The 16,780-nt window shown below is 72.8% G+C and carries 20 protein-coding genes; 7 read left to right on the forward strand and 13 right to left on the reverse strand.

The genetic code is table 11. The features are described 5' to 3' along the window. Positions 1–25 precede the first annotated feature (25 nt). A complete protein-coding gene (locus ACFRAC_RS14545; protein ID WP_382924232.1) occupies positions 26–685 on the reverse strand; it encodes a class F sortase in 660 nt (219 codons plus the stop codon). Positions 686–1,016: 331 nt separating this feature from the next. On the opposite strand from ACFRAC_RS14545, the gene ACFRAC_RS14550 reads away from it, so the two are divergent. Continuing rightward, the gene (locus ACFRAC_RS14550; RefSeq protein WP_382924233.1) at positions 1,017–1,505 is read left to right on the forward strand and encodes a hypothetical protein; all 489 of its coding nucleotides are present in this window, start codon (positions 1,017–1,019) and stop codon (positions 1,503–1,505) included. A 100-nt stretch (positions 1,506–1,605) separates the two neighbouring features. Here ACFRAC_RS14550 and ACFRAC_RS14555 read toward each other — a convergent pair whose 3' ends face one another. The 3 genes from ACFRAC_RS14555 to ACFRAC_RS14565 all read right to left on the reverse strand — a co-directional run bounded on the left by ACFRAC_RS14555 (position 1,606) and on the right by ACFRAC_RS14565 (position 3,669). Continuing rightward, a complete protein-coding gene (locus ACFRAC_RS14555) occupies positions 1,606–2,118 on the reverse strand; it encodes a hypothetical protein (protein WP_382924234.1) in 513 nt (170 codons plus the stop codon). 226 nt (positions 2,119–2,344) lie between these two features. After that, positions 2,345–3,109, reverse strand: coding sequence for a hypothetical protein (locus tag ACFRAC_RS14560; RefSeq protein ID WP_382924235.1), 765 nt, complete (start codon positions 3,107–3,109; stop codon positions 2,345–2,347). 17 nt (positions 3,110–3,126) lie between these two features. Next, positions 3,127–3,669: a hypothetical protein gene (locus ACFRAC_RS14565; protein WP_382924236.1), complete on the reverse strand. Its 543-nt coding sequence runs from the start codon at positions 3,667–3,669 to the stop codon at positions 3,127–3,129. 361 nt (positions 3,670–4,030) lie between these two features. Between ACFRAC_RS14565 and ACFRAC_RS14570 the strand changes: the two genes are divergently transcribed. The 3 genes from ACFRAC_RS14570 to ACFRAC_RS14580 all read left to right on the forward strand — a co-directional run bounded on the left by ACFRAC_RS14570 (position 4,031) and on the right by ACFRAC_RS14580 (position 8,258). Next, positions 4,031–5,014, forward strand: coding sequence for an SCO0930 family lipoprotein (locus tag ACFRAC_RS14570; RefSeq protein ID WP_382924237.1), 984 nt, complete (start codon positions 4,031–4,033; stop codon positions 5,012–5,014). A gap of 299 nt (positions 5,015–5,313) precedes the next feature. Further along, a complete protein-coding gene (locus ACFRAC_RS14575) occupies positions 5,314–6,126 on the forward strand; it encodes an SAM-dependent methyltransferase (RefSeq protein ID WP_382924238.1) in 813 nt (270 codons plus the stop codon). Continuing rightward, positions 6,123–8,258, forward strand: coding sequence for a putative bifunctional diguanylate cyclase/phosphodiesterase (locus ACFRAC_RS14580; RefSeq protein WP_382924239.1), 2,136 nt, complete (start codon positions 6,123–6,125; stop codon positions 8,256–8,258). Before ACFRAC_RS14575 ends, ACFRAC_RS14580 begins: the two co-directional genes overlap by 4 nt. Positions 8,259–8,577: 319 nt before the next feature. Here ACFRAC_RS14580 and ACFRAC_RS14585 read toward each other — a convergent pair whose 3' ends face one another. After that, positions 8,578–9,462, reverse strand: coding sequence for a LysR family transcriptional regulator (locus ACFRAC_RS14585; protein ID WP_382924240.1), 885 nt, complete (start codon positions 9,460–9,462; stop codon positions 8,578–8,580). 119 nt (positions 9,463–9,581) lie between these two features. On the opposite strand from ACFRAC_RS14585, the gene ACFRAC_RS14590 reads away from it, so the two are divergent. From ACFRAC_RS14590 to ACFRAC_RS14600, 3 genes are read left to right on the forward strand one after another with little or no spacing between them, the layout of a single operon-like run. Beyond that, a complete protein-coding gene (locus ACFRAC_RS14590; RefSeq protein WP_382924370.1) occupies positions 9,582–10,253 on the forward strand; it encodes a succinate dehydrogenase in 672 nt (223 codons plus the stop codon). Positions 10,254–10,255: 2 nt separating this feature from the next. Further along, entirely contained in the window at positions 10,256–12,202 is a 1,947-nt protein-coding gene (locus ACFRAC_RS14595; protein WP_382924241.1) for a fumarate reductase/succinate dehydrogenase flavoprotein subunit, read from the forward strand. Beyond that, on the forward strand, positions 12,199–12,945 hold the full coding sequence (locus tag ACFRAC_RS14600; RefSeq protein ID WP_382924242.1) for a succinate dehydrogenase/fumarate reductase iron-sulfur subunit: 747 nt from the start codon (positions 12,199–12,201) through the stop codon (positions 12,943–12,945). The genes ACFRAC_RS14595 and ACFRAC_RS14600 overlap by 4 nt, the downstream gene beginning before the upstream one ends. Before the next feature lie 99 nt (positions 12,946–13,044). Here the strand turns inward: ACFRAC_RS14600 and ACFRAC_RS14605 are convergent, their stop codons facing one another. Genes ACFRAC_RS14605 through ACFRAC_RS14640 form a run of 8 tightly spaced genes read right to left on the reverse strand, consistent with a single transcriptional unit; the run spans position 13,045 to position 16,630 of the window. Beyond that, the gene (locus ACFRAC_RS14605; protein WP_361351305.1) at positions 13,045–13,338 is read right to left on the reverse strand and encodes a gas vesicle protein K; all 294 of its coding nucleotides are present in this window, start codon (positions 13,336–13,338) and stop codon (positions 13,045–13,047) included. Beyond that, a complete protein-coding gene (locus ACFRAC_RS14610; protein ID WP_382924243.1) occupies positions 13,335–13,583 on the reverse strand; it encodes a gas vesicle protein in 249 nt (82 codons plus the stop codon). Before ACFRAC_RS14610 ends, ACFRAC_RS14605 begins: the two co-directional genes overlap by 4 nt. Then, entirely contained in the window at positions 13,580–14,440 is an 861-nt protein-coding gene (locus tag ACFRAC_RS14615) for a GvpL/GvpF family gas vesicle protein (protein ID WP_382924244.1), read from the reverse strand. The genes ACFRAC_RS14610 and ACFRAC_RS14615 overlap by 4 nt, the downstream gene beginning before the upstream one ends. Next, positions 14,437–14,781: a gas vesicle protein gene (locus ACFRAC_RS14620; RefSeq protein WP_382924245.1), complete on the reverse strand. Its 345-nt coding sequence runs from the start codon at positions 14,779–14,781 to the stop codon at positions 14,437–14,439. Before ACFRAC_RS14620 ends, ACFRAC_RS14615 begins: the two co-directional genes overlap by 4 nt. Further along, complete coding sequence (locus tag ACFRAC_RS14625) at positions 14,778–15,041, reverse strand: gas vesicle protein GvpG (RefSeq protein WP_382924246.1); 264 nt, start codon at positions 15,039–15,041, stop codon at positions 14,778–14,780. The genes ACFRAC_RS14620 and ACFRAC_RS14625 overlap by 4 nt, the downstream gene beginning before the upstream one ends. Positions 15,042–15,045: 4 nt before the next feature. Next, positions 15,046–15,798: a GvpL/GvpF family gas vesicle protein gene (locus ACFRAC_RS14630; RefSeq protein WP_382924247.1), complete on the reverse strand. Its 753-nt coding sequence runs from the start codon at positions 15,796–15,798 to the stop codon at positions 15,046–15,048. A gap of 2 nt (positions 15,799–15,800) precedes the next feature. Next, positions 15,801–16,271, reverse strand: a complete 471-nt coding sequence (gene gvpJ / locus ACFRAC_RS14635) for a gas vesicle protein GvpJ (RefSeq protein WP_382924248.1) — start codon at positions 16,269–16,271, stop codon at positions 15,801–15,803. Positions 16,272–16,306: 35 nt separating this feature from the next. Beyond that, entirely contained in the window at positions 16,307–16,630 is a 324-nt protein-coding gene (locus tag ACFRAC_RS14640) for a gas vesicle protein (protein ID WP_382924249.1), read from the reverse strand. Positions 16,631–16,780: the final 150 nt, after the last annotated feature.

The raw sequence follows: 16,780 nt of genomic DNA on the forward strand, positions 1-16,780 counted from the left end.
CGGTCCGCCGGCCGGCCGGGACCCCTCAGCGGACCTCGACCAGGCCGGCGAAGACGACCACGTTCCCGTCGTAGCCGGTCTGCTTGGAGAAGCCGCCGCCGCAGGTGATGACCCGCAGCTCGGCGGTGCCCTTCGAGGCGTACACCCGGTCGCCGGGGAAGTCGTTCTTCTCGAACACCTCGATGCCGTAGATCTGGAAGACGGCCGTCTTGCCGTCCTCGCGGGCGATCTCGACGCGCTTGCCCTTCTCCAGCGACCCCAGCCCGTAGAACACCGCGGGCCCCTGGGTGTTGTCGACGTGACCGACGATCACCGCGGTGCCCTTCTCGCCCGGTGTCACGGAACCGGTGAACCAGCCCGCGAGGTTCGGGTCCTCCGGCGGCGGCGCGGCGACCCAGCCGTCCGCGTCCAGCCCGACGGGGATGATCGGCGCGTCCACCTGGATGCCGGGAATCCGCACCCGGTTCGGCATGGCGTACGGCAGGGGCCGCACGGCCCGCGCGAGCCGGCCGGGCAGGTGGCTGTCGGCCGCCGCCGCCGACGCCGGCTGGGGCGGCCCGACGTCGAATTCGCCGGACCCGTTGCGGATGAGCGCGAGACCGGTCAGCAGCACCAGCGCTATCACGCCCCAGGGAGCGCGCGTCCTGCGCCGCTCCTCCGCTCGCTCCAGCTCGGACCCACACATTCGGCAACCCCTCTCGACCCGGCCGTCGCCGCGTCCTTCGCGCATAACGGCACGCTAAGTCCCCGGCGGCGGACCGGCGACGGGGCGGATACGAACGGGTGGCCCGGCATTTTTCGGTGCGCCATACGGGGTGCCGGGTGCCGAGAAATTCTGACGGTGCGTGACCTGCGGTGATCCATCTCGCGGGGGCATCGCCCGGCGTGTCCCCTCACCAGGACGGACCAGCGTCGAAATGCGGCCCCGGGCAGGGCATCTGAGGGTCTTTCTGGGAGGCGCTTTCTCGCCGATCGGACCGGGGACGGGACCCGGGGCGTCTTCCGCGGAGGATCACATGCGTACCACTCGTACCCTGGCGGCCGCTGCCACCGCGGTTGCCGCTCTCGGCGTCGCCGCCCCGGCGGCCGTCGCGCGGGACGGCATGCCCGGCCCCAGCAACATCGTGGCGCTGCCCAGCGTCATCGCCCGCGGCGGACAGCTCACCATCACCGTCGACGGCTGCCCTTCGGGAGGCACCGCGACCTCGGACGCGTTCCGGCCCACGACGCTGTCGCCGACCGGCGGCGGCAGCGCCCGGGGCACCGCCACCGTCGACCACAAGGCCCGTCCGGGCTCGCACAGCATCACCGTCAACTGCGGCGGCCGGACCCTGACGAACCCCGCCGCCTTCACCGTCGTCGGCGGTGTCCGCGGCGGCCTCGGCGGCAGCACGTCGACGGGGGCGACGACGACCGACATGGCCATCGGCGGCGGCCTCATCGCCGTGGCCCTCGCGGGCGGCGGCGTGTTCTGGATGCGGCGCCGGGCGGAGAGGCAGATCTGACCGGCCATCCCTTCGTCCGTCGTACGCCCCTCCACGGACCTTCGCCCCCGGCCCCCTTGTGGGGAAGCCGGGGCGAAGGTCCGTGGAGGGGGGAGCGGTGTCAGGCGTCGCTCTCGTCGGCGCGCCGCCGGGAGAGGTGGTACGCGGTGCCGATCACGCCGGTGACCAGTGCGGCGCCCAGACCGATCTCCTTGAGATCGAACCCGGCGAGGGTCCCGCCCGCACCGGCCTTGACGCCCTTGTCCAGGTGTGCGGGACGGGCCCGCGGCTCGGGCCGGCCGCCGGCGATCCGGAGGTCGGCGCTCTGCCAGAACGTGCCGCAGTAGAACGACACCTCGTACACCGCGCCCCGCTTCGCGTCCGGGTCGACGGTGACCCGTGCCGTGGTCCGCCACCGGGGGATCACGACCGTGTCGAAGACCCCGGACGAGACGGTCACGCTCTGCTCGCAGCCGTTGGCGTGCAGCCTCACCCGTCCGCCGGGCTCCACGGCGGAGGGGACCACCCTGGCCCAGAAGCCCGAGTCGTCGCCGCGCGCGTGGGCGGCCGGCGCGGTCGCGGCGAGGGCGCTGACGCCCAGCAGCGCGGCCGACGCGACGCGTATCGCTCGCATGGTGTTCCTCCCGGTCTCCGAGGAGCGGCGGCGGACCTTGCGCCGCCTGCGCCGGACACGCACCTCGATGTCCGGAACGCTAGGAACGTGCGCACACCTACGCGATCGCTGTCGTACGAATGGGGCAACCGTGTGGGCCGCCCAGGGGAACGCGTTGCTGCGGCCGGGCGACGCGGCCGGTGCGGCGGCGTACGTCCCCCGGCGCTGCGGCGGGATGGGGGCGCGGTCAGCCCTTGGCGCGCGGGAACAGGTCGAGGAACGGCTGCGCCGCCTCGGCGGCCCCGTGGCCGTAGGGCGAGTCGAAGTCCCAGATGAGGAAGAGCAGGAACGCGATCAGCGCGGAGAACAGCCCGGCGAGGATCAGCTCACGCGGGGTGCGCCGGATCTGCAGGGCGAACACCATGCCGATGGTGATCACCGCCCCCGCCAGCAGGCCGAACCACACCACGCCCGGCATGGTCGCGCCGGTGGAGTCGCCGCGGGCGATCCGCGCCTGGTCGGCCGCGGTCACCTGGTCGACGAGCGGCTGGTACGCCTGGGCCTCGAAGTCGGTCCTCGGCTCGTAGTCGGTGACGTCCTCACGGAGGCGCTGGAGCAGCGCGGTGCCGCGGTCGGTGAGTTCGCCGTCGTCCGCCATGGACCTCCACTCGGTGGTGACGACGTGTCCGACATAGGCGTTGACATCCTCCCGAATGCGGTCGCGGACCTCGGGCGGATAGACCCGGACGCGTTCCGTGATCTCGTGCAGCGCCACGGCCTCCGCCTGGACGTGGTCCTGGGCGGCGCTGCGGCCCTCCCAGACGCCCGCGATGGCCAGACCCAGGACGATGGCGTACACCACGCCGATCCACATCGTCATGTACTCGATGACGTCCGGGGTCTCGGACGGGTCCTCGTCCTCGGGGGCGGTCCTGTGCCGCACAAGGGTGATGATCACCACCACACCGCAGGCGGCCAGCATCGCGAGGGTGAGAACAAGCCATTCCGGCAAGGGGGTCCTCCAGGGGGTCAGCGGGGGCGCAGGGCGGCGACCGCGGCGATGGCGGGGGCCGCGATCAGCAGGACGAAGGCCAGGGGCGACGGGGCGCTGTGCGCCGCCTGCCGCTGCGGGGTGACGCGGTGCGGCGGGTAGTGGACGCGGGTCGGGCGGGGCTCGGGTGCGGGCGGCGGCGGTTTCGGCTCGGTCTTCGGCAGGGGCGCCGGGACCGGGGCGGGCTTGGGCGCGGGGGCCGGCGGGAGCGCCGTGGGCCGGGGGGCCGGGGGCTTCGGTGCCGGGGCGGGCGGCGGCTCGGGCTTGGGGGTGGGCGTCGGTGTCGGCTTCGGCGGGGGCGGAGGCGGCGGTTCCGGGGTCGGTACAGGGGTCGGCGTCGGGGTCGGGGTCGGCGTGGGCGTCGGGGTCGGCGGGGGGCACTGCGGCGGGGTGGGCCAGGTGAGACTCCCGGCGACCGCGACGGCCTGGACCCCGCCGGGTCCCGTGTCCGCGTAGGCGCAGGCGTCGGCCACCGCCGTCCCGGCCGGTGCCGTCACCAGCAGCCAGGTCAGTACCGCCACGGCCAACAGCCGTGAGGTAAGGGTGGATTGTGTGGGTTCGGGTCCGTGCACGACGAAGATCTTGTGTCCACGCCGACCGTCACACGCCGAGGAACAGGTGGATTGCCCCGAACGGGGGACGGGTGGCGCGCGGCAGGTTTGGCCCGGAGGCAGGTGGCGGGCCCGCGGGGCGCACGCGCGTACGAGCCGGGGCGGCGGCACGCGCGTGGCCAGGAGTACGGGTGGGGCGGGAGGGGTCTCACAGCTTCCCGAAAGAATTTCGGCCGCCCGTTGAACACGCACGGGGTTCCGCTGCGTACTCCTCGTCGTGCGGCGGCGCAGCAGGGCGCTGCGACACCCGTGTGATTCTGGGGAGTTGACGATGAAGACCTCGTGGCGGAGCGCCTCGCTCGCGGTGAGCGCCGCGGCGCTGCTGGCGCTGACGACGGCATGCGGGCAGGAGACGACGCCGTCGGCGAGCAGCCAGAACGTGGGAGCCACGGCCGCCACGGGCGGCGGCTACGGTTCCGCGGGCACGGGTCTGGGCGGTGCCGACGCCGGGGCGCCGGGCGAGGAGGGCATCGGCGCGCAGACCTCCACCGCCGGTGAACTGTCCGTCTCCACCAACGCGGAACTCGGCAAGGTGCTGACCGACAGCGGCGGTCTGACGCTCTACCGCTTCGACAAGGACACCGCCGAGCCGGCCAAGTCCAACTGCGACGGCGACTGCGCCAAGAAATGGCCGCCGGTCCCCGCCGACGACGCCGAGGCCGGCGCCGGCATCGACAAGGCCCTGCTCGGCTCGGTCACCCGGTCCGACGGCACCAAGCAGCTCACCGTCGGCGGTTGGCCGGCGTACCGCTTCGCCAAGGACATCAACGCCGGTGACGTCAACGGCCAGGGCGTCGGCGGCACCTGGTACGCGCTCGCCCCCGACGGCAAGAAGGCGCAGGGCGGTTCCGGCACGCAGGCCGGCGACCGGCCCGGCCTGTCCACCCGCAACGACCCCAAGCTCGGCGAGATCGTCGTCGACGGCAACGGGCACACCGTCTACCGCTTCATGAAGGACTCGCCCTGGCCGATGAAGACGGCCTGCACCGGCGAGTGCCTGACGAAGTGGCCGGTCATCAAGCCGGTGGACGCCAAGGACACCAAGGGCATCGACCTGAAGGGATCCGGCCCCCGCGGCCAGGGCTACGTGGTCTTCGACCGGCCCGACGGGCTGAAGCAGCAGACCATCGACTGCGTGCCGATCTACACCTTCGCCGGGGACAAGAAGCCCGGCGACACCAACGGTCAGGGCGTCGGCGGCACCTGGTTCGCCATCCGCCCCGACGGCAAGCCGGTCGGCGCGTCGGAGAAGTGAGGATCAGACCTCCCCAGGGTTGATCCGCGCGCCCGGCCTCGTCCGCCCCCTGAAACCCACCGCTCAGGGGGCGGACCCTTGTGCTGTCACGACCGGCCGCGCTCGCCCGGATTCCCACGCTTCGCGGCGCGGCGGAGTGCTTCGGTGGTTTTCAGGGGAGATGAGGGGGGCGCCGACGCGGCACGTGCCACTGGCAGTGACCGGGAACGGATGGTCAATTTCCGTTTCTGCTCGCTCCATTGGCGGGCGATCAGTAGCCTCAGCTCGAACACTGGATCGCCGATGCGTTGGAGAGTCAGATGGAGCGTCCCGCTTGGGCCCCACGGAACATCGACATCTCGGTCCCCAGCGTCTCGCGCATCTACGACTACTACCTGGGCGGTTCGCACAACTTCGAGGTCGACCGGGAAGCGGCCCGCAAGGCCATGGAGTTCATGCCGGGCCTGCCCAAGATCATGCAGGCCAACCGGGCGTTCATGCGGCGCGCGGTGCGGTTCGCCGTCGGCGAGGGTGTCACCCAGTTCCTCGACATCGGCTCCGGCATCCCGACCTTCGGCAACGTCCACGAGGTGGCCCGCGCGGCCGACCCCGGAGCCCGGGTGGTGTACGTCGACCACGACCCGGTCGCCGTCGCCCACAGCGAGGCCGTCCTCGCCGGTGACGACAGCACGGGCGTCGTCGCCGCGGACCTGCGCAAGCCCCGGGAGATCCTGGCCAGTTCCGAGGTCGGGCGCCTCATCGACCTGAACCGGCCGGTCGCCCTGCTCCTCGTTGCCATACTGCACTTCGTGGAGGACGAGGACGACCCGTACGCAGCGGTGGCCGAACTGCGCGACGCGCTCGCGCCCGGCAGCATGCTGGTGCTCACGCACGCCTCGTACGAAGGCATCCCGCTGTCCGAGGAGAGGGCCAAGGGCACGGTCGACGTGTACGAGGACATCCGCAACCCGCTGATCATGCGGTCGCGCGACGGGATCGCGCGGTTCTTCGAGGGGTACGACATGGTGGAACCCGGACTGGTGCCGATGCAGCTCTGGCGCCCGGACACCCCACCGGAGGACGACGACCGATGGGCCTCCTCCGCGTTCGCCGGCGTGGGGCGTACCGCGTGAGCGGGGCGCCCGACGAGCCGGAGGACAGACTGCGCCGGTTCGCGACCATCTGGAGCCGGGCCGTCTTCCCGGTGACCGCGACGTCGTCGACCCGCCCGGAGTTCGAGGTGCAACTGCTGCCGCTCGCCCGGCGGTTGAGCGACGCGCTCAGGAAGCGCTCCTTCGACGCCGACGAGGGCAAGGCGGTCGGCGCGGCTCTGGTCGGCGTCCACTGCACCGACCCGGAGGCGCTCAGCCGCTCGCTGGACTGCGTCGACGCCTACCTCGTGCTCTACTGCGGCGGCGACGGCGACCAGGAGGACCTGCGGGCCCGCTCGGCACGGCTCCAGCACGCCATGGCCGCCGGGTACGCCCAGGCGCTGCGCGCCCGCACCCTCGCCGAGCAGGAGGCGATCTCCGCGGCCGCGCTCAGGGCCCAGGGCGTGGTCGCCCAGGCCCTGCACGCCACCGAGGCGCGGTTCCGCGCGGTCTTCGAGGGCGCGGCCATAGGCATCGGCATCGCCGACCTGGACGGCAACATCCTCCAGGTGAACGGCGCGCTGCTGCGGATGTTCGGCCTCTCCGGGCAGACCATGCAGACCCGCAACGTCCTGGACTGGACCCACCCCGAGGACGCCCCGCAGACCTGGAAGCTCTACGAGGAGCTGGTCCGCGGCGAACGCGAGCACTACCACCTCGAGAAGGCGTTCTACCGTCCCGACGGGACCGCCCTGTGGACCAACCTCACGGTGTCGCTGCTGCGGGACGCCGACGGCGCCCCCCAGTACCAGCTGGCCCTGATGGAGGACACCACCGAGCGCCGCCTGCTCAATCTGCGGCTGCGCTACGAGGCCACCCACGACGCCCTGACCGGCCTGCCCAACCGCACCTTCTTCTTCGAGCGCCTGGAGAAGGCCCTGGCCGCCGGCGAGGGACAGCGCTTCGGCCTGTGCTACCTCGACCTGGACGGCTTCAAGACCGTCAACGACAGCCTCGGCCACGCGGCCGGCGACCGGCTGCTCGTCGAGGTCGCCGACCGGCTCCAGTCCTGCGCCACCGCGCCCGGCGAGATGGTCGCGCGGCTCGGCGGCGACGAGTTCGTGGCCCTGACCACCGGCCCCGACACCGAGCGCGAGGTCGACGAACTCGCCTCCCGGATCATGAACGCGCTGCTCGCGCCGATCAGCGTCGACGGCCGGGAGCTGACCGTGCGCGGCAGCATCGGCGTCGTGGAGGGGCCGGCCGGGGAGCGCAGCGCGGCGGAGGTGCTGCGCAGCGCCGACATCACCATGTACCGGGCCAAGTCGGCGGGCGGCAACCGCTTCGAGCTGGCCGACCCGGAGGCCGACGCCCGCGCCATCACGCGGCACGGGCTGACCACGGCGCTGCCGACCGCCCTGGAACGAGGCGAGTTCTTCATCGAGTACCAGCCGCTGGTCCACCTCGGCGACGGTAGCGTGCGCGGCGCGGAGGCCCTGGTGCGCTGGCTGCACCCGCAGCACGGCATCCTCGGCCCGGATCGGTTCATCCCGCTCGCCGAGCACACGGGTCTCATCGTCCCGCTCGGCCGGTGGGTGCTGGAGCAGTCGGTGCGCCAGGCGCGTGCCTGGCGGGAGCGGCACCACGACGGCGGCCCGCTCCGTATCAATGTCAACCTCTCGCCCTGCCAGCTCACCCACCCCCGTCTGGTCCAGGACACCGTGGACATCCTGGAGCGCGCGGGCGTGCAACCCGACGCGCTCTGCCTGGAGGTGACCGAGTCGGCTCTCATCGGCGCCGACGACGCCCTGCTCAAACCGCTGCGCCGGCTGGCCGAGATGGGCGTCGACATCGCCCTGGACGACTTCGGCACCGGTTACTCCAACCTCGCCAACCTGCGCCGGCTGCCGGTGAGCGTGCTCAAGCTGGACCGCTCGTTCACCCAGAGCATGCAGCGGTTCCCCGCCGACCCCGTCGACCTCAAGATCGTCGAAGGGATCGTCTCCCTGGCGCACAGCCTGGACCTGGCGGTGACCGTGGAGGGCGTGGAGACCGGCGCCCAGGCCGAGCAGCTGCGGATACTGGGCTGCGACACCGCCCAGGGCTGGTACTACGCCCGCCCGGGCCCGCCGGACCGGCTGCACGAACTGGCGCTGGTCGACGCGACGGGGTGAGCCCTGCCGGGTGCGCCGGGCCGTTCCGCCGCCCGGTGGCCCCCGGAGGACACGGCCACCGCCGAGGAGTGCGACGCCCTGTACGGCGGGTTCATGGACGACGTGGGCAAGGCGCTCGCCGCACCGGCACCGGACGACGCCGACGTCGCCCGCGCCGTCGTCCGTATCGTCGGCACCGCGAACGGCGAGCGGCCGTTGCGGACCACCGTCGGCCCGGCCGACGACGGCTCCGCGCGGGTCGGCGACGTCGCCGGCGCCGTCCGTGCCGAGTTCCGCGCGCTCCGGCGTGCCGGACCTGCCGGCCGTCCGCGGCTGACGCTCACCGCTCCAGCAGCATCCGCTGCAGCTCCCGCGCGGCCCGCGGCGGCGCCACGTCGCTGCGGTGGGCCAGGGCGATCGTCCGGTGCAGACCGGGCCGGGCCAGCGGGGTGACCCGCAGCCCCCGGCCCGACCGCGCCGCCACCATGCGCGGTACGACGGCCACGCCCAGCCCCGCCCGTGCGAACTCCAGCACCGCGTCCATCTCGCCGCCCTCGACCGCGAACTCCGGTTCGAAGCCCTCGGCGCGGCACGCCGCCACCGTCAGCTCACGCAGGTCGTAGCCGTGCCGGAACATCACGAGGCGTTCGCCCTCCAGGTCGGCGACGCGCACCGCGCGCCGGCCGCCGCCCGGCCGCGGGGCCTCCGGCGAGGACACGACGACCAGGTCCTCGCGCAGCAGCTCCACCGTCGTCAGCGCGGGGGAGGGTGTCGGCAGGGGCAGGACGACGAGGGCGAGGTCGAGGGCGCCGCGTGCCAGCTCGCGCACCAGGTCGTGCGAACCACCCTCCTCGATCAGCAGGCGGATGCCGGGGTAGCGGTCGTGGAAGGCGCGCAGGACGTCCGGGAGCAGGCCCGTGCACAGGCTCGGGGTGGCTCCGAGCCGGACCCGGCCCCGGCGCAGCTGCACCAGCTCCTGCACCTCGTGCCGGGCCGTGTCGGCGTCGGCCAGGATGCGCCGGGCCAGCGGCAGCAGGGCCTCCCCGGCGTCCGTCAGCGTGATGTTGCCCCGGGCCCGCAGGAACAGGTCCGCGCCCAGCTCCCGCTCCAGGGCCTTGATCTGCTGCGACAGCGAGGGCTGTGCCACGTGCACCAGATCGGCGGCGCGGGTGAAGTGCCGGGTCTCGGCGACCGCCACGAAGTACTGGAGCTGCTGGAACTGCATACAGCCATCATAGGTGAGGACTATGGAAACCAGGCGTACCATGTCTTGGACCGATCGGGCGGTTCGGTCTTAGCGTCGTTCTCATGGCTCTGGCAACGCGGACGGACCGACGGCCGTCCTTGGCACGCACGGTGTGGGACTCGACCGTCGGCAAGAAGACCGTGATGGCGGTCAGCGGACTGATCATGCTGCTCTACCTGGTCGTCCACATGATCGGCAACCTGAAGATCTTCTTCGGTGCCGGTGACTTCAACCACTACGCGCACTGGCTGCGCACCGTCGGCGAGCCGTTCATGCACGACGAGTGGACGCTCTGGATCGTCCGGGTGGTCCTGGTCGTCGCCGTCGTCGCCCACGCGGTCTCGGCGTACCAGCTCAGCCGCCGCGACATCAGGGCCCGCCCCACCCAGTACGTCCACAAGAGGCCGCGCGCCTCCTACGCCACGCGCACCATGCGCTGGGGCGGCGTCATCCTCGCGCTGTTCATCGTCTGGCACCTCCTGGACCTGACGACCGGCACCGTGCACTCCGGCGGTTTCCAGGAGGGGCGCCCGTACCAGAACGTGGTGGACACCTTCTCCACCTGGTACGGCAACACCATCTACATCGTGGCGATGCTCGCCGTCGGTCTGCACGTCCGGCACGGCTTCTGGAGCGCCGCCCAGACCCTCGGCGCCGGCAGCCGCACCCGCGACCGCGCCCTGAAGGCCACGGCCAACGTCCTCGCGCTGCTGCTCACGGCCGGCTTCATCGCCGTGCCCGTGGGCGTCATGACCGGAGTGGTGAGCTGAAGATGACCTACACCGACTACACGACCGGCGAACCCGTCGCCGACACCAAGGCCCCCTCCGGCCCCGTCGCCGAGCGCTGGGACACGCGCCGCTTCGAGGCCAAGCTGGTCAACCCCGCCAACCGGCGCAAGCACACCGTCATCGTGGTCGGCACCGGCCTCGCGGGCGGCTCCGCCGGCGCCACGCTCGCCGAACAGGGCTACCACGTCGTCCAGTTCTGCTACCAGGACTCCCCGCGCCGCGCCCACTCCATCGCCGCGCAGGGCGGCATCAACGCCGCGAAGAACTACCGCAACGACGGCGACTCGATCCACCGCCTCTTCTACGACACCGTCAAGGGCGGTGACTTCCGCGCCCGCGAGTCCAACGTGCACCGCCTCGCGCAGATCTCCGTCGAGATCATCGACCAGTGCGTCGCACAGGGCGTGCCGTTCGCCCGCGAGTACGGCGGCCTGCTCGACACCCGCTCCTTCGGCGGCGTCCAGGTCTCCCGCACCTTCTACGCCCGCGGCCAGACGGGCCAGCAGCTCCTGCTGGGCGCCTACCAGGCGCTGAGCCGGCAGATCGCCGCGGGCACCGTGGAGATGCACCCCCGTACCGAGATGCTCGACCTGATCGTCGTCGACGGGCGGGCGCGCGGCATCGTGGCGCGGGACCTGATCACCGGGAGGATCGGCACCTACTTCGCGGACGCCGTCGTCCTCGCCTCCGGCGGCTACGGCAACGTCTTCTACCTGTCGACGAACGCCATGAACTCCAACGCGACCGCCATCTGGCGGGCGCACCGGCGCGGCGCGTACTTCGCCAACCCCTGCTTCACCCAGATCCACCCCACCTGCATCCCGCGCACCGGCGACCACCAGTCCAAACTGACGCTGATGAGCGAGTCGCTGCGCAACGACGGACGCATCTGGGTGCCCAAGGCCAAGGGCGACACCCGCCCGCCCGACCAGATCCCCGAGGACGAGCGCGACTACTACCTGGAGCGCATCTACCCGTCCTTCGGCAACCTGGTCCCGCGCGACATCGCCTCCCGCGCCGCGAAGAACGTCTGCGACGAGGGCAGGGGAGTGGGCCCCGGCGGCCAGGGCGTCTACCTCGACTTCGCCGACGCCGTCGCGCGCCTGGGCCGCAAGGCCGTCGAGGCCAAGTACGGGAACCTCTTCGACATGTACCAGCGGATCACCGACGAGGATCCGTACCGGGTGCCGATGCGGATCTACCCCGCCGTGCACTACACGATGGGCGGCCTGTGGGTCGACTACGACCTCCAGACCACGATCCCCGGCCTGTTCGCGATCGGGGAGGCCAACTTCTCCGACCACGGGGCCAACCGCCTCGGCGCCTCCGCCCTGATGCAGGGCCTCGCCGACGGCTACTTCGTCCTGCCCGCCACCATCAACGACTACCTCGCCCGCAACCCCCACCACGAGCGGGTCACCGACGACCACCCCGTCGTCCAGGAGGTGCTGGCCGAGACCGAGGACCGGCTCAACCTCCTGCTCGCGGTGGACGGCGACCGCACCCCGGACTCCTTCCACCGCGAACTCGGCGAACTGATGTGGGAGTTCTGCGGCATGGCCCGCACCGACACCGGACTGCGCAAGGCCCTGGAGCGCATCCCCCAGATCCGCGAGGAGTTCTGGCGCCGCATCAAGGTCCCCGGCACTGGCGAGGAGTTCAACCAGTCGCTGGAGAAGGCCAACCGCGTCGTCGACTACCTGGAGCTCGCCGAACTCATGTGCCTCGACGCGCTGCACCGCACCGAGTCCTGCGGCGGCCACTTCCGCGAGGAGTCGCAGACCCCGGACGGCGAAGCCGCCCGCAAGGACGACGAGTACGCCTACGCGGCCGCGTGGGAGTTCACCGGCACCGGCGAGGCTCCGACCCTGCACCAGGAAGACCTGGTCTTCGAGTACGTCCACCCCACCCAGCGGAGCTACGCATGAAGCTCACCCTGCGCGTCTGGCGGCAGAAGAACGCCGAAGCCGAAGGCGCCATGTCCACGTACGAGGTGGACGGCATCTCCTCCGACATGTCCTTCCTGGAGATGCTCGACACCCTCAACGAGGAGCTCATCCTCAAGGGCGAGGACCCCGTCGCCTTCGACCACGACTGCCGCGAGGGCATCTGCGGCGCCTGCTCGCTCGTCATCGACGGCAACGCCCACGGGCCCGAGCGGACCACGACCTGCCAGCTGCACATGCGGTCCTTCAAGGACGGCGACACGATCGACATCGAGCCGTGGCGCGCGTCGGCCTTCCCGGTCATCAAGGACCTCGTCGTCGACCGGTCGGCGTTCGACCGGATCATCCAGGCCGGCGGCTACATCACCGCGCCCACCGGCGCGGCCCCCGAGGCGCACTCCACCCCGGTGCCCAAGCCCGACGCCGACCTCGCCTTCGAGCACGCCGAGTGCATCGGCTGCGGGGCGTGCGTCGCGGCCTGCCCCAACGGCGCGGCGATGCTGTTCACCTCCGCCAAGGTCAACCACCTGAACGTGCTGCCGCAGGGTGCCCCCGAACGCGAGACCCGGGTGCTCGACATGGTGGCCCAGATGGACGAGGAGGGCTTCGGCGGCTGCACCCTCGCCGGCGAGTGCGCCACCGCCTGCCCCAAGGGCATCCCGCTCATGTCCATCACCAGCATGAACAAGGAGTGGCTGCGGGCCGCCCGCAAGGCCAGGCGGTAACACCCTCGGGGCCTGTCCCCGTACGAGACGTTCGCCGACAGGTGCGGACGGGCGGGACCGGGAGCGGTGCTCTTCCCGGTCCCGTCTGGTGTCTCCGGGTCACCGGCCGGGGTCGGCGAGGAGAGGGCCCAGCGGGCCGAGGTCGAGGTTCAGGTCGCAGCGCCGCAGCCCGTGCTGCGCGCACAGCTCGTCCATGCGCTCGTCGAGCAGCATCAGCGCGGTGCCGAGCCGGTCCTCCTGCTCGGCGGTGAGCGTGCCCTCGTCGAAGCGGCGCACCGCCTGCCGTTCCATGAGCTGCCGCAGGAGCTCCACCACGGTCAGGACCAGCGCCGCCAGATCGTTCGTGACCCGCTCGGGGTCGAGGTCCACGGCATGGGCGCGGGGCGCGGTCACAGCGGCCCGCTGTCCGGCCACGGCGCGGGCACCCGGTCGCCCACCGACGCCAGCAGGGCGTGCAGGGAGATCCGCACCAACGGCACGTCGGCGATGGCCAGCACCAGGTCGCCGCTGACCACGACACCGGTCGCCAGCACCCGGTCCAGCAGGTCGACCAGGGGCACCCCCACGGGCGCGTACGGCTCCGGGCCGTCCCACGGCACCGGGGTCCGTCCGGCTCCCTCCGCCTCCGGCACGGTCATGCGACCACCTCCTGCCGGGCGCCGCGCTCCACCGCGTCCGTGTCCACCAGCCGGGCGAAGGAGTACGGGATCCAGGGGCCGGACACGGTGACCTCCAGACCGGTGGCCCCGGCCTCGCGGGCCAGCGAGCCGACGGCCCGTACGAACTCCTCGCGCCGGGCGTCGTCGACCAGATAGGCGACGTTGAGCAGTTGCGGGACGCTCGTGCCGGTCATCCGCTCGCTCTGCGGCCGGTGCCGGGTCGCGGCCACGGCGTACCGCCGCAGCTCCCGGTCGACGGCATGGGCCCGGGCCAGGGCCTGCTCGCGCGTCTCCCGTTCGGTGCGTCGGCGGGCGCTGGCCCGGCGCAGGTACGACCGCCCGTCGCCCGTTCCCTCCCCGTCGGCGGCGGCTCCGGGCCCGGCCGCCGGGCCGTGGACCTTCACCGCCCACTCCGTGCGGTCGCGCAGCCGCTCCAGCAGGGCCCGCAGGGACGCCTCCCGGGCGGTCACGGCCCGGACCGCGTTCCCGTCGTCGAGGTACAGCGTCGCCATCGGGAGCGGGACGGCGGGGCCCGCGCTCGCCGCCGTCTCCACGCCCCTGTGGTGGGCGCGGGCGCAGCGCTCCAGCACGTCCGGCCGGTTCAGCCGTTCCGCGAGCGCCGCCTCGCCGTAGTCCGCGGCGGGCACGTCCTGGACGACCAGGTGGAACGCTCCCGCGGCCAGGGTGCGCAGGGGGCCGCCGCCGTCATGGCCCGGCGTCCGCGCGAGCACCTCGCGTGGCACGGGGGAGTCCGTCACCGCGAAGACATAGATGATGGTGGTGGGCCGCGGCTCCGGTTCCGCCGTCGTCGCCCGGCCGGCCGGGAGCGTGCTCATCGGGTCACCTCCGTGGTGTCGGTGCCGGCGTCCTCCAGGGCCTCCAGACGGGCGCGCAGCCGGGCGTTCTCCTCGGTGAGCGCGTCCCGCGCGGCGCGTGAGGACAGCGCCGGGTCCGTCTCCCACCAGTCGATGCCGGCCTTCTTCGCGGTCTCGACCGAGGCGACGAACAGGCGCAGCCGGATGGTCAGCAGCTCGATGTCGAGCAGGTCGATCTTGATGTCGCCGGCGATGACGATGCCCTTGTCCAGCACGCGCTCCAGCAGATCCGCGAGGCTTCCGCAGGCGGGCCCGGCCGGCTGGGGGTCCGGGCCCGCCGGCCAGGTGCCGAGGTCGGTCACAGGGCGCCTCCGCGGTGCGGGAGCCCGGTGGCGGGGACGGGACTGCCGAGGAGGGCGAGCAACCGCTCCTCCTCTTTCTCGAAGGCCGCCTCGTCGATGACACCCTCGTCCAGGGCCTGGTTCAGCGCGACCAGCCGGGCCTGTACCGCGCGAGGGTCGGTCATCTGCCGCTCGGCCTCCTGGCGGAGCTGGTCGGTGACCCACAGCGTGCCGCGCACGGGGGCCAGCGGCAGCAGAAAAAGCTCGGTCAGGAGTCCCATCGGGTCACCGCCCGGCCGGCGCGGACGGCGGGTCCACGAAGCTGTAGCAGGGCAGCGGACCGGTGAGGCTGAGCGTCAGCCGGTCCCCGACGTCCCGGGCCCGCTCGGCCACGGCCTCCCGGAAGCGCTCCTTGTCGGCGGCGCGGAGCAGGAACGACGTGCTGAGCACCTGCTCGTCGTCGACCGGGCCCGGCGCGGTGCGCACGGCGAGCGGGGTGAGCCGGTCCAGCACCTCCCGGGCCGCGCCGCGGGCCTCCCGTAGGACCCCCTTCGCCAGGGCCTCGCCGAGGCGCACGTTCGCCTCGTAGCCGGGGCGCTGCCGGGTCCGGCGGGCGAGCGCCCGCAGGGTGCCGTCGCGGCGCACGAGGTCGGCGAAGTACCCGGGCACGACGGCACCCTTCACGTTCATCTCGACGCAGCCCCGCACCGCCTCCAGCTGGGCCGTCAGCTGGTCCCGGTGCGCGCGCAGCCGGTGGAGCAGCTCCTGCGGGTCCGGACTGAGCACGGCGAACCGCATGGGCAGCACCGGGCCCTGACCGGCGAGTTCCGCCAGCACCGCCTGATGTGCCGTCAGGTCGCGTCGCCGTGCGCGGAGGGACGCCGGGGCGTCCGAGACCGCCGCGCACAGCCCCGCCCCGGTCAGCAGCCGCACCCGCGCACCGCCCACCCCGGTGGTGCTCGGCGGACGGGCGCCCTCGAGGGCGATGCCGTAGACATACAGCGTGCCGGTGGTGGTGGGGGCGGCGGTGGCCGTCACGGTCACTCCTCCTCGGCCGCGCGGCGCCGGGGCCGCGGGCGGTCTTCGTCGGTACGGCGCTTGCGGACGGGCCGGCGGGCGGGTTCGGCGGCCGCCCCGGCCTCCTCCCCCTCCTCCTCCTCCTCGGACTCCGGGCTGAGGACGTCGCGCACCTTGTCGGTCAGGGAGCGGGCGGTGCGCTTGGCGCCGGCCTTGCCGATGGTCCGGGCGACCGGGCCGCCGAACAGCTCCGGCACGGTCTTGGACCGCTGATCGTGCTCCAGGTCCAGGCGGTTGCACGCCTCCGCGAAACGCAGATACGTGTCGACGCTGGCGACCACGATGCGTGCGTCGATCTTGAGGATCTCGATGCCGACCAGGGAGACGCGCACGAAGACGTCGATCACCATGCCGCGGTCGAGGATCAGCTCCAGCACGTCGTAGACGTTGCCGGCGCGAGGTGCGTAGACGATCTCGTCGCTGTGGACGGCCATGCGGGAGGTCCTTCCCGTCGAGCGGTGAGGCGCGCTCAGTGGTCCTGGGCGCCGCGCCGGTAACGTGCGGTCCGGCGGTACTGCGTCAGTTCGCCCGCGGCGTCCAGCTCCACCTGGTACGTCGCGAGCAGACTGGTCGTGTCGGGGATGCGCGCCAGTTCGAGCACGTCGACGTCGACGACCCAGCCGCCGTCCTCGCCCCGGCACACCGCGGACACTCCTTCGAGGGGGTGCCCGATCAGCTCGGTGAGTGCGTCGGCGGCAGTGCGGGCGGCCCCTCCGGCCCCGCGCACGGTACGGCGGCGGCCGGTGGACGGAGCGGAGCCCTTGCGGCGCTCGCCGGTTCCCGATTCGGTCATGGACCCACTCTCGCCAAAGCGTCCGGTGCGCGCGTGCGCAGCTAGGCCGTCCGGGCGCGCCCGCCCGGCGCGAGCCGTTCAGCCACCCCACACCCCCGCTCCCCGCTCCGGACACGCGCAGGTCAGCCGCGGTCGGGAGAACAGGGTCGG

Source organism: Streptomyces sp. NPDC056628, assembly GCF_042792555.1.
In the GTDB taxonomy this organism is placed as follows: Bacteria; Actinomycetota; Actinomycetes; order Streptomycetales; family Streptomycetaceae; genus Streptomyces.

Bases quoted from the DNA above. Each gene is read 5' to 3' on its own strand.
- ACFRAC_RS14545 (WP_382924232.1), bottom strand. From the start codon at position 685: ATGTGTGGGTCCGAGCTGGAGCGAGCGGAGGAGCGGCGCAGGACGCGC.
- ACFRAC_RS14550 (WP_382924233.1), top strand. From the start codon at position 1,017: ATGCGTACCACTCGTACCCTGGCGGCCGCTGCCACCGCGGTTGCCGCT.
- ACFRAC_RS14555 (WP_382924234.1), bottom strand. From the start codon at position 2,118: ATGCGAGCGATACGCGTCGCGTCGGCCGCGCTGCTGGGCGTCAGCGCC.
- ACFRAC_RS14570 (WP_382924237.1), top strand. From the start codon at position 4,031: ATGAAGACCTCGTGGCGGAGCGCCTCGCTCGCGGTGAGCGCCGCGGCG.
- ACFRAC_RS14575 (WP_382924238.1), top strand. From the start codon at position 5,314: ATGGAGCGTCCCGCTTGGGCCCCACGGAACATCGACATCTCGGTCCCC.
- ACFRAC_RS14585 (WP_382924240.1), bottom strand. From the start codon at position 9,462: ATGCAGTTCCAGCAGCTCCAGTACTTCGTGGCGGTCGCCGAGACCCGG.
- ACFRAC_RS14595 (WP_382924241.1), top strand. From the start codon at position 10,256: ATGACCTACACCGACTACACGACCGGCGAACCCGTCGCCGACACCAAG.
- ACFRAC_RS14600 (WP_382924242.1), top strand. From the start codon at position 12,199: ATGAAGCTCACCCTGCGCGTCTGGCGGCAGAAGAACGCCGAAGCCGAA.
- ACFRAC_RS14610 (WP_382924243.1), bottom strand. From the start codon at position 13,583: ATGACCGTGCCGGAGGCGGAGGGAGCCGGACGGACCCCGGTGCCGTGG.
- ACFRAC_RS14615 (WP_382924244.1), bottom strand. From the start codon at position 14,440: ATGAGCACGCTCCCGGCCGGCCGGGCGACGACGGCGGAACCGGAGCCG.
- ACFRAC_RS14625 (WP_382924246.1), bottom strand. From the start codon at position 15,041: ATGGGACTCCTGACCGAGCTTTTTCTGCTGCCGCTGGCCCCCGTGCGC.
- gvpJ (WP_382924248.1), bottom strand. From the start codon at position 16,271: ATGGCCGTCCACAGCGACGAGATCGTCTACGCACCTCGCGCCGGCAAC.
- ACFRAC_RS14640 (WP_382924249.1), bottom strand. From the start codon at position 16,630: ATGACCGAATCGGGAACCGGCGAGCGCCGCAAGGGCTCCGCTCCGTCC.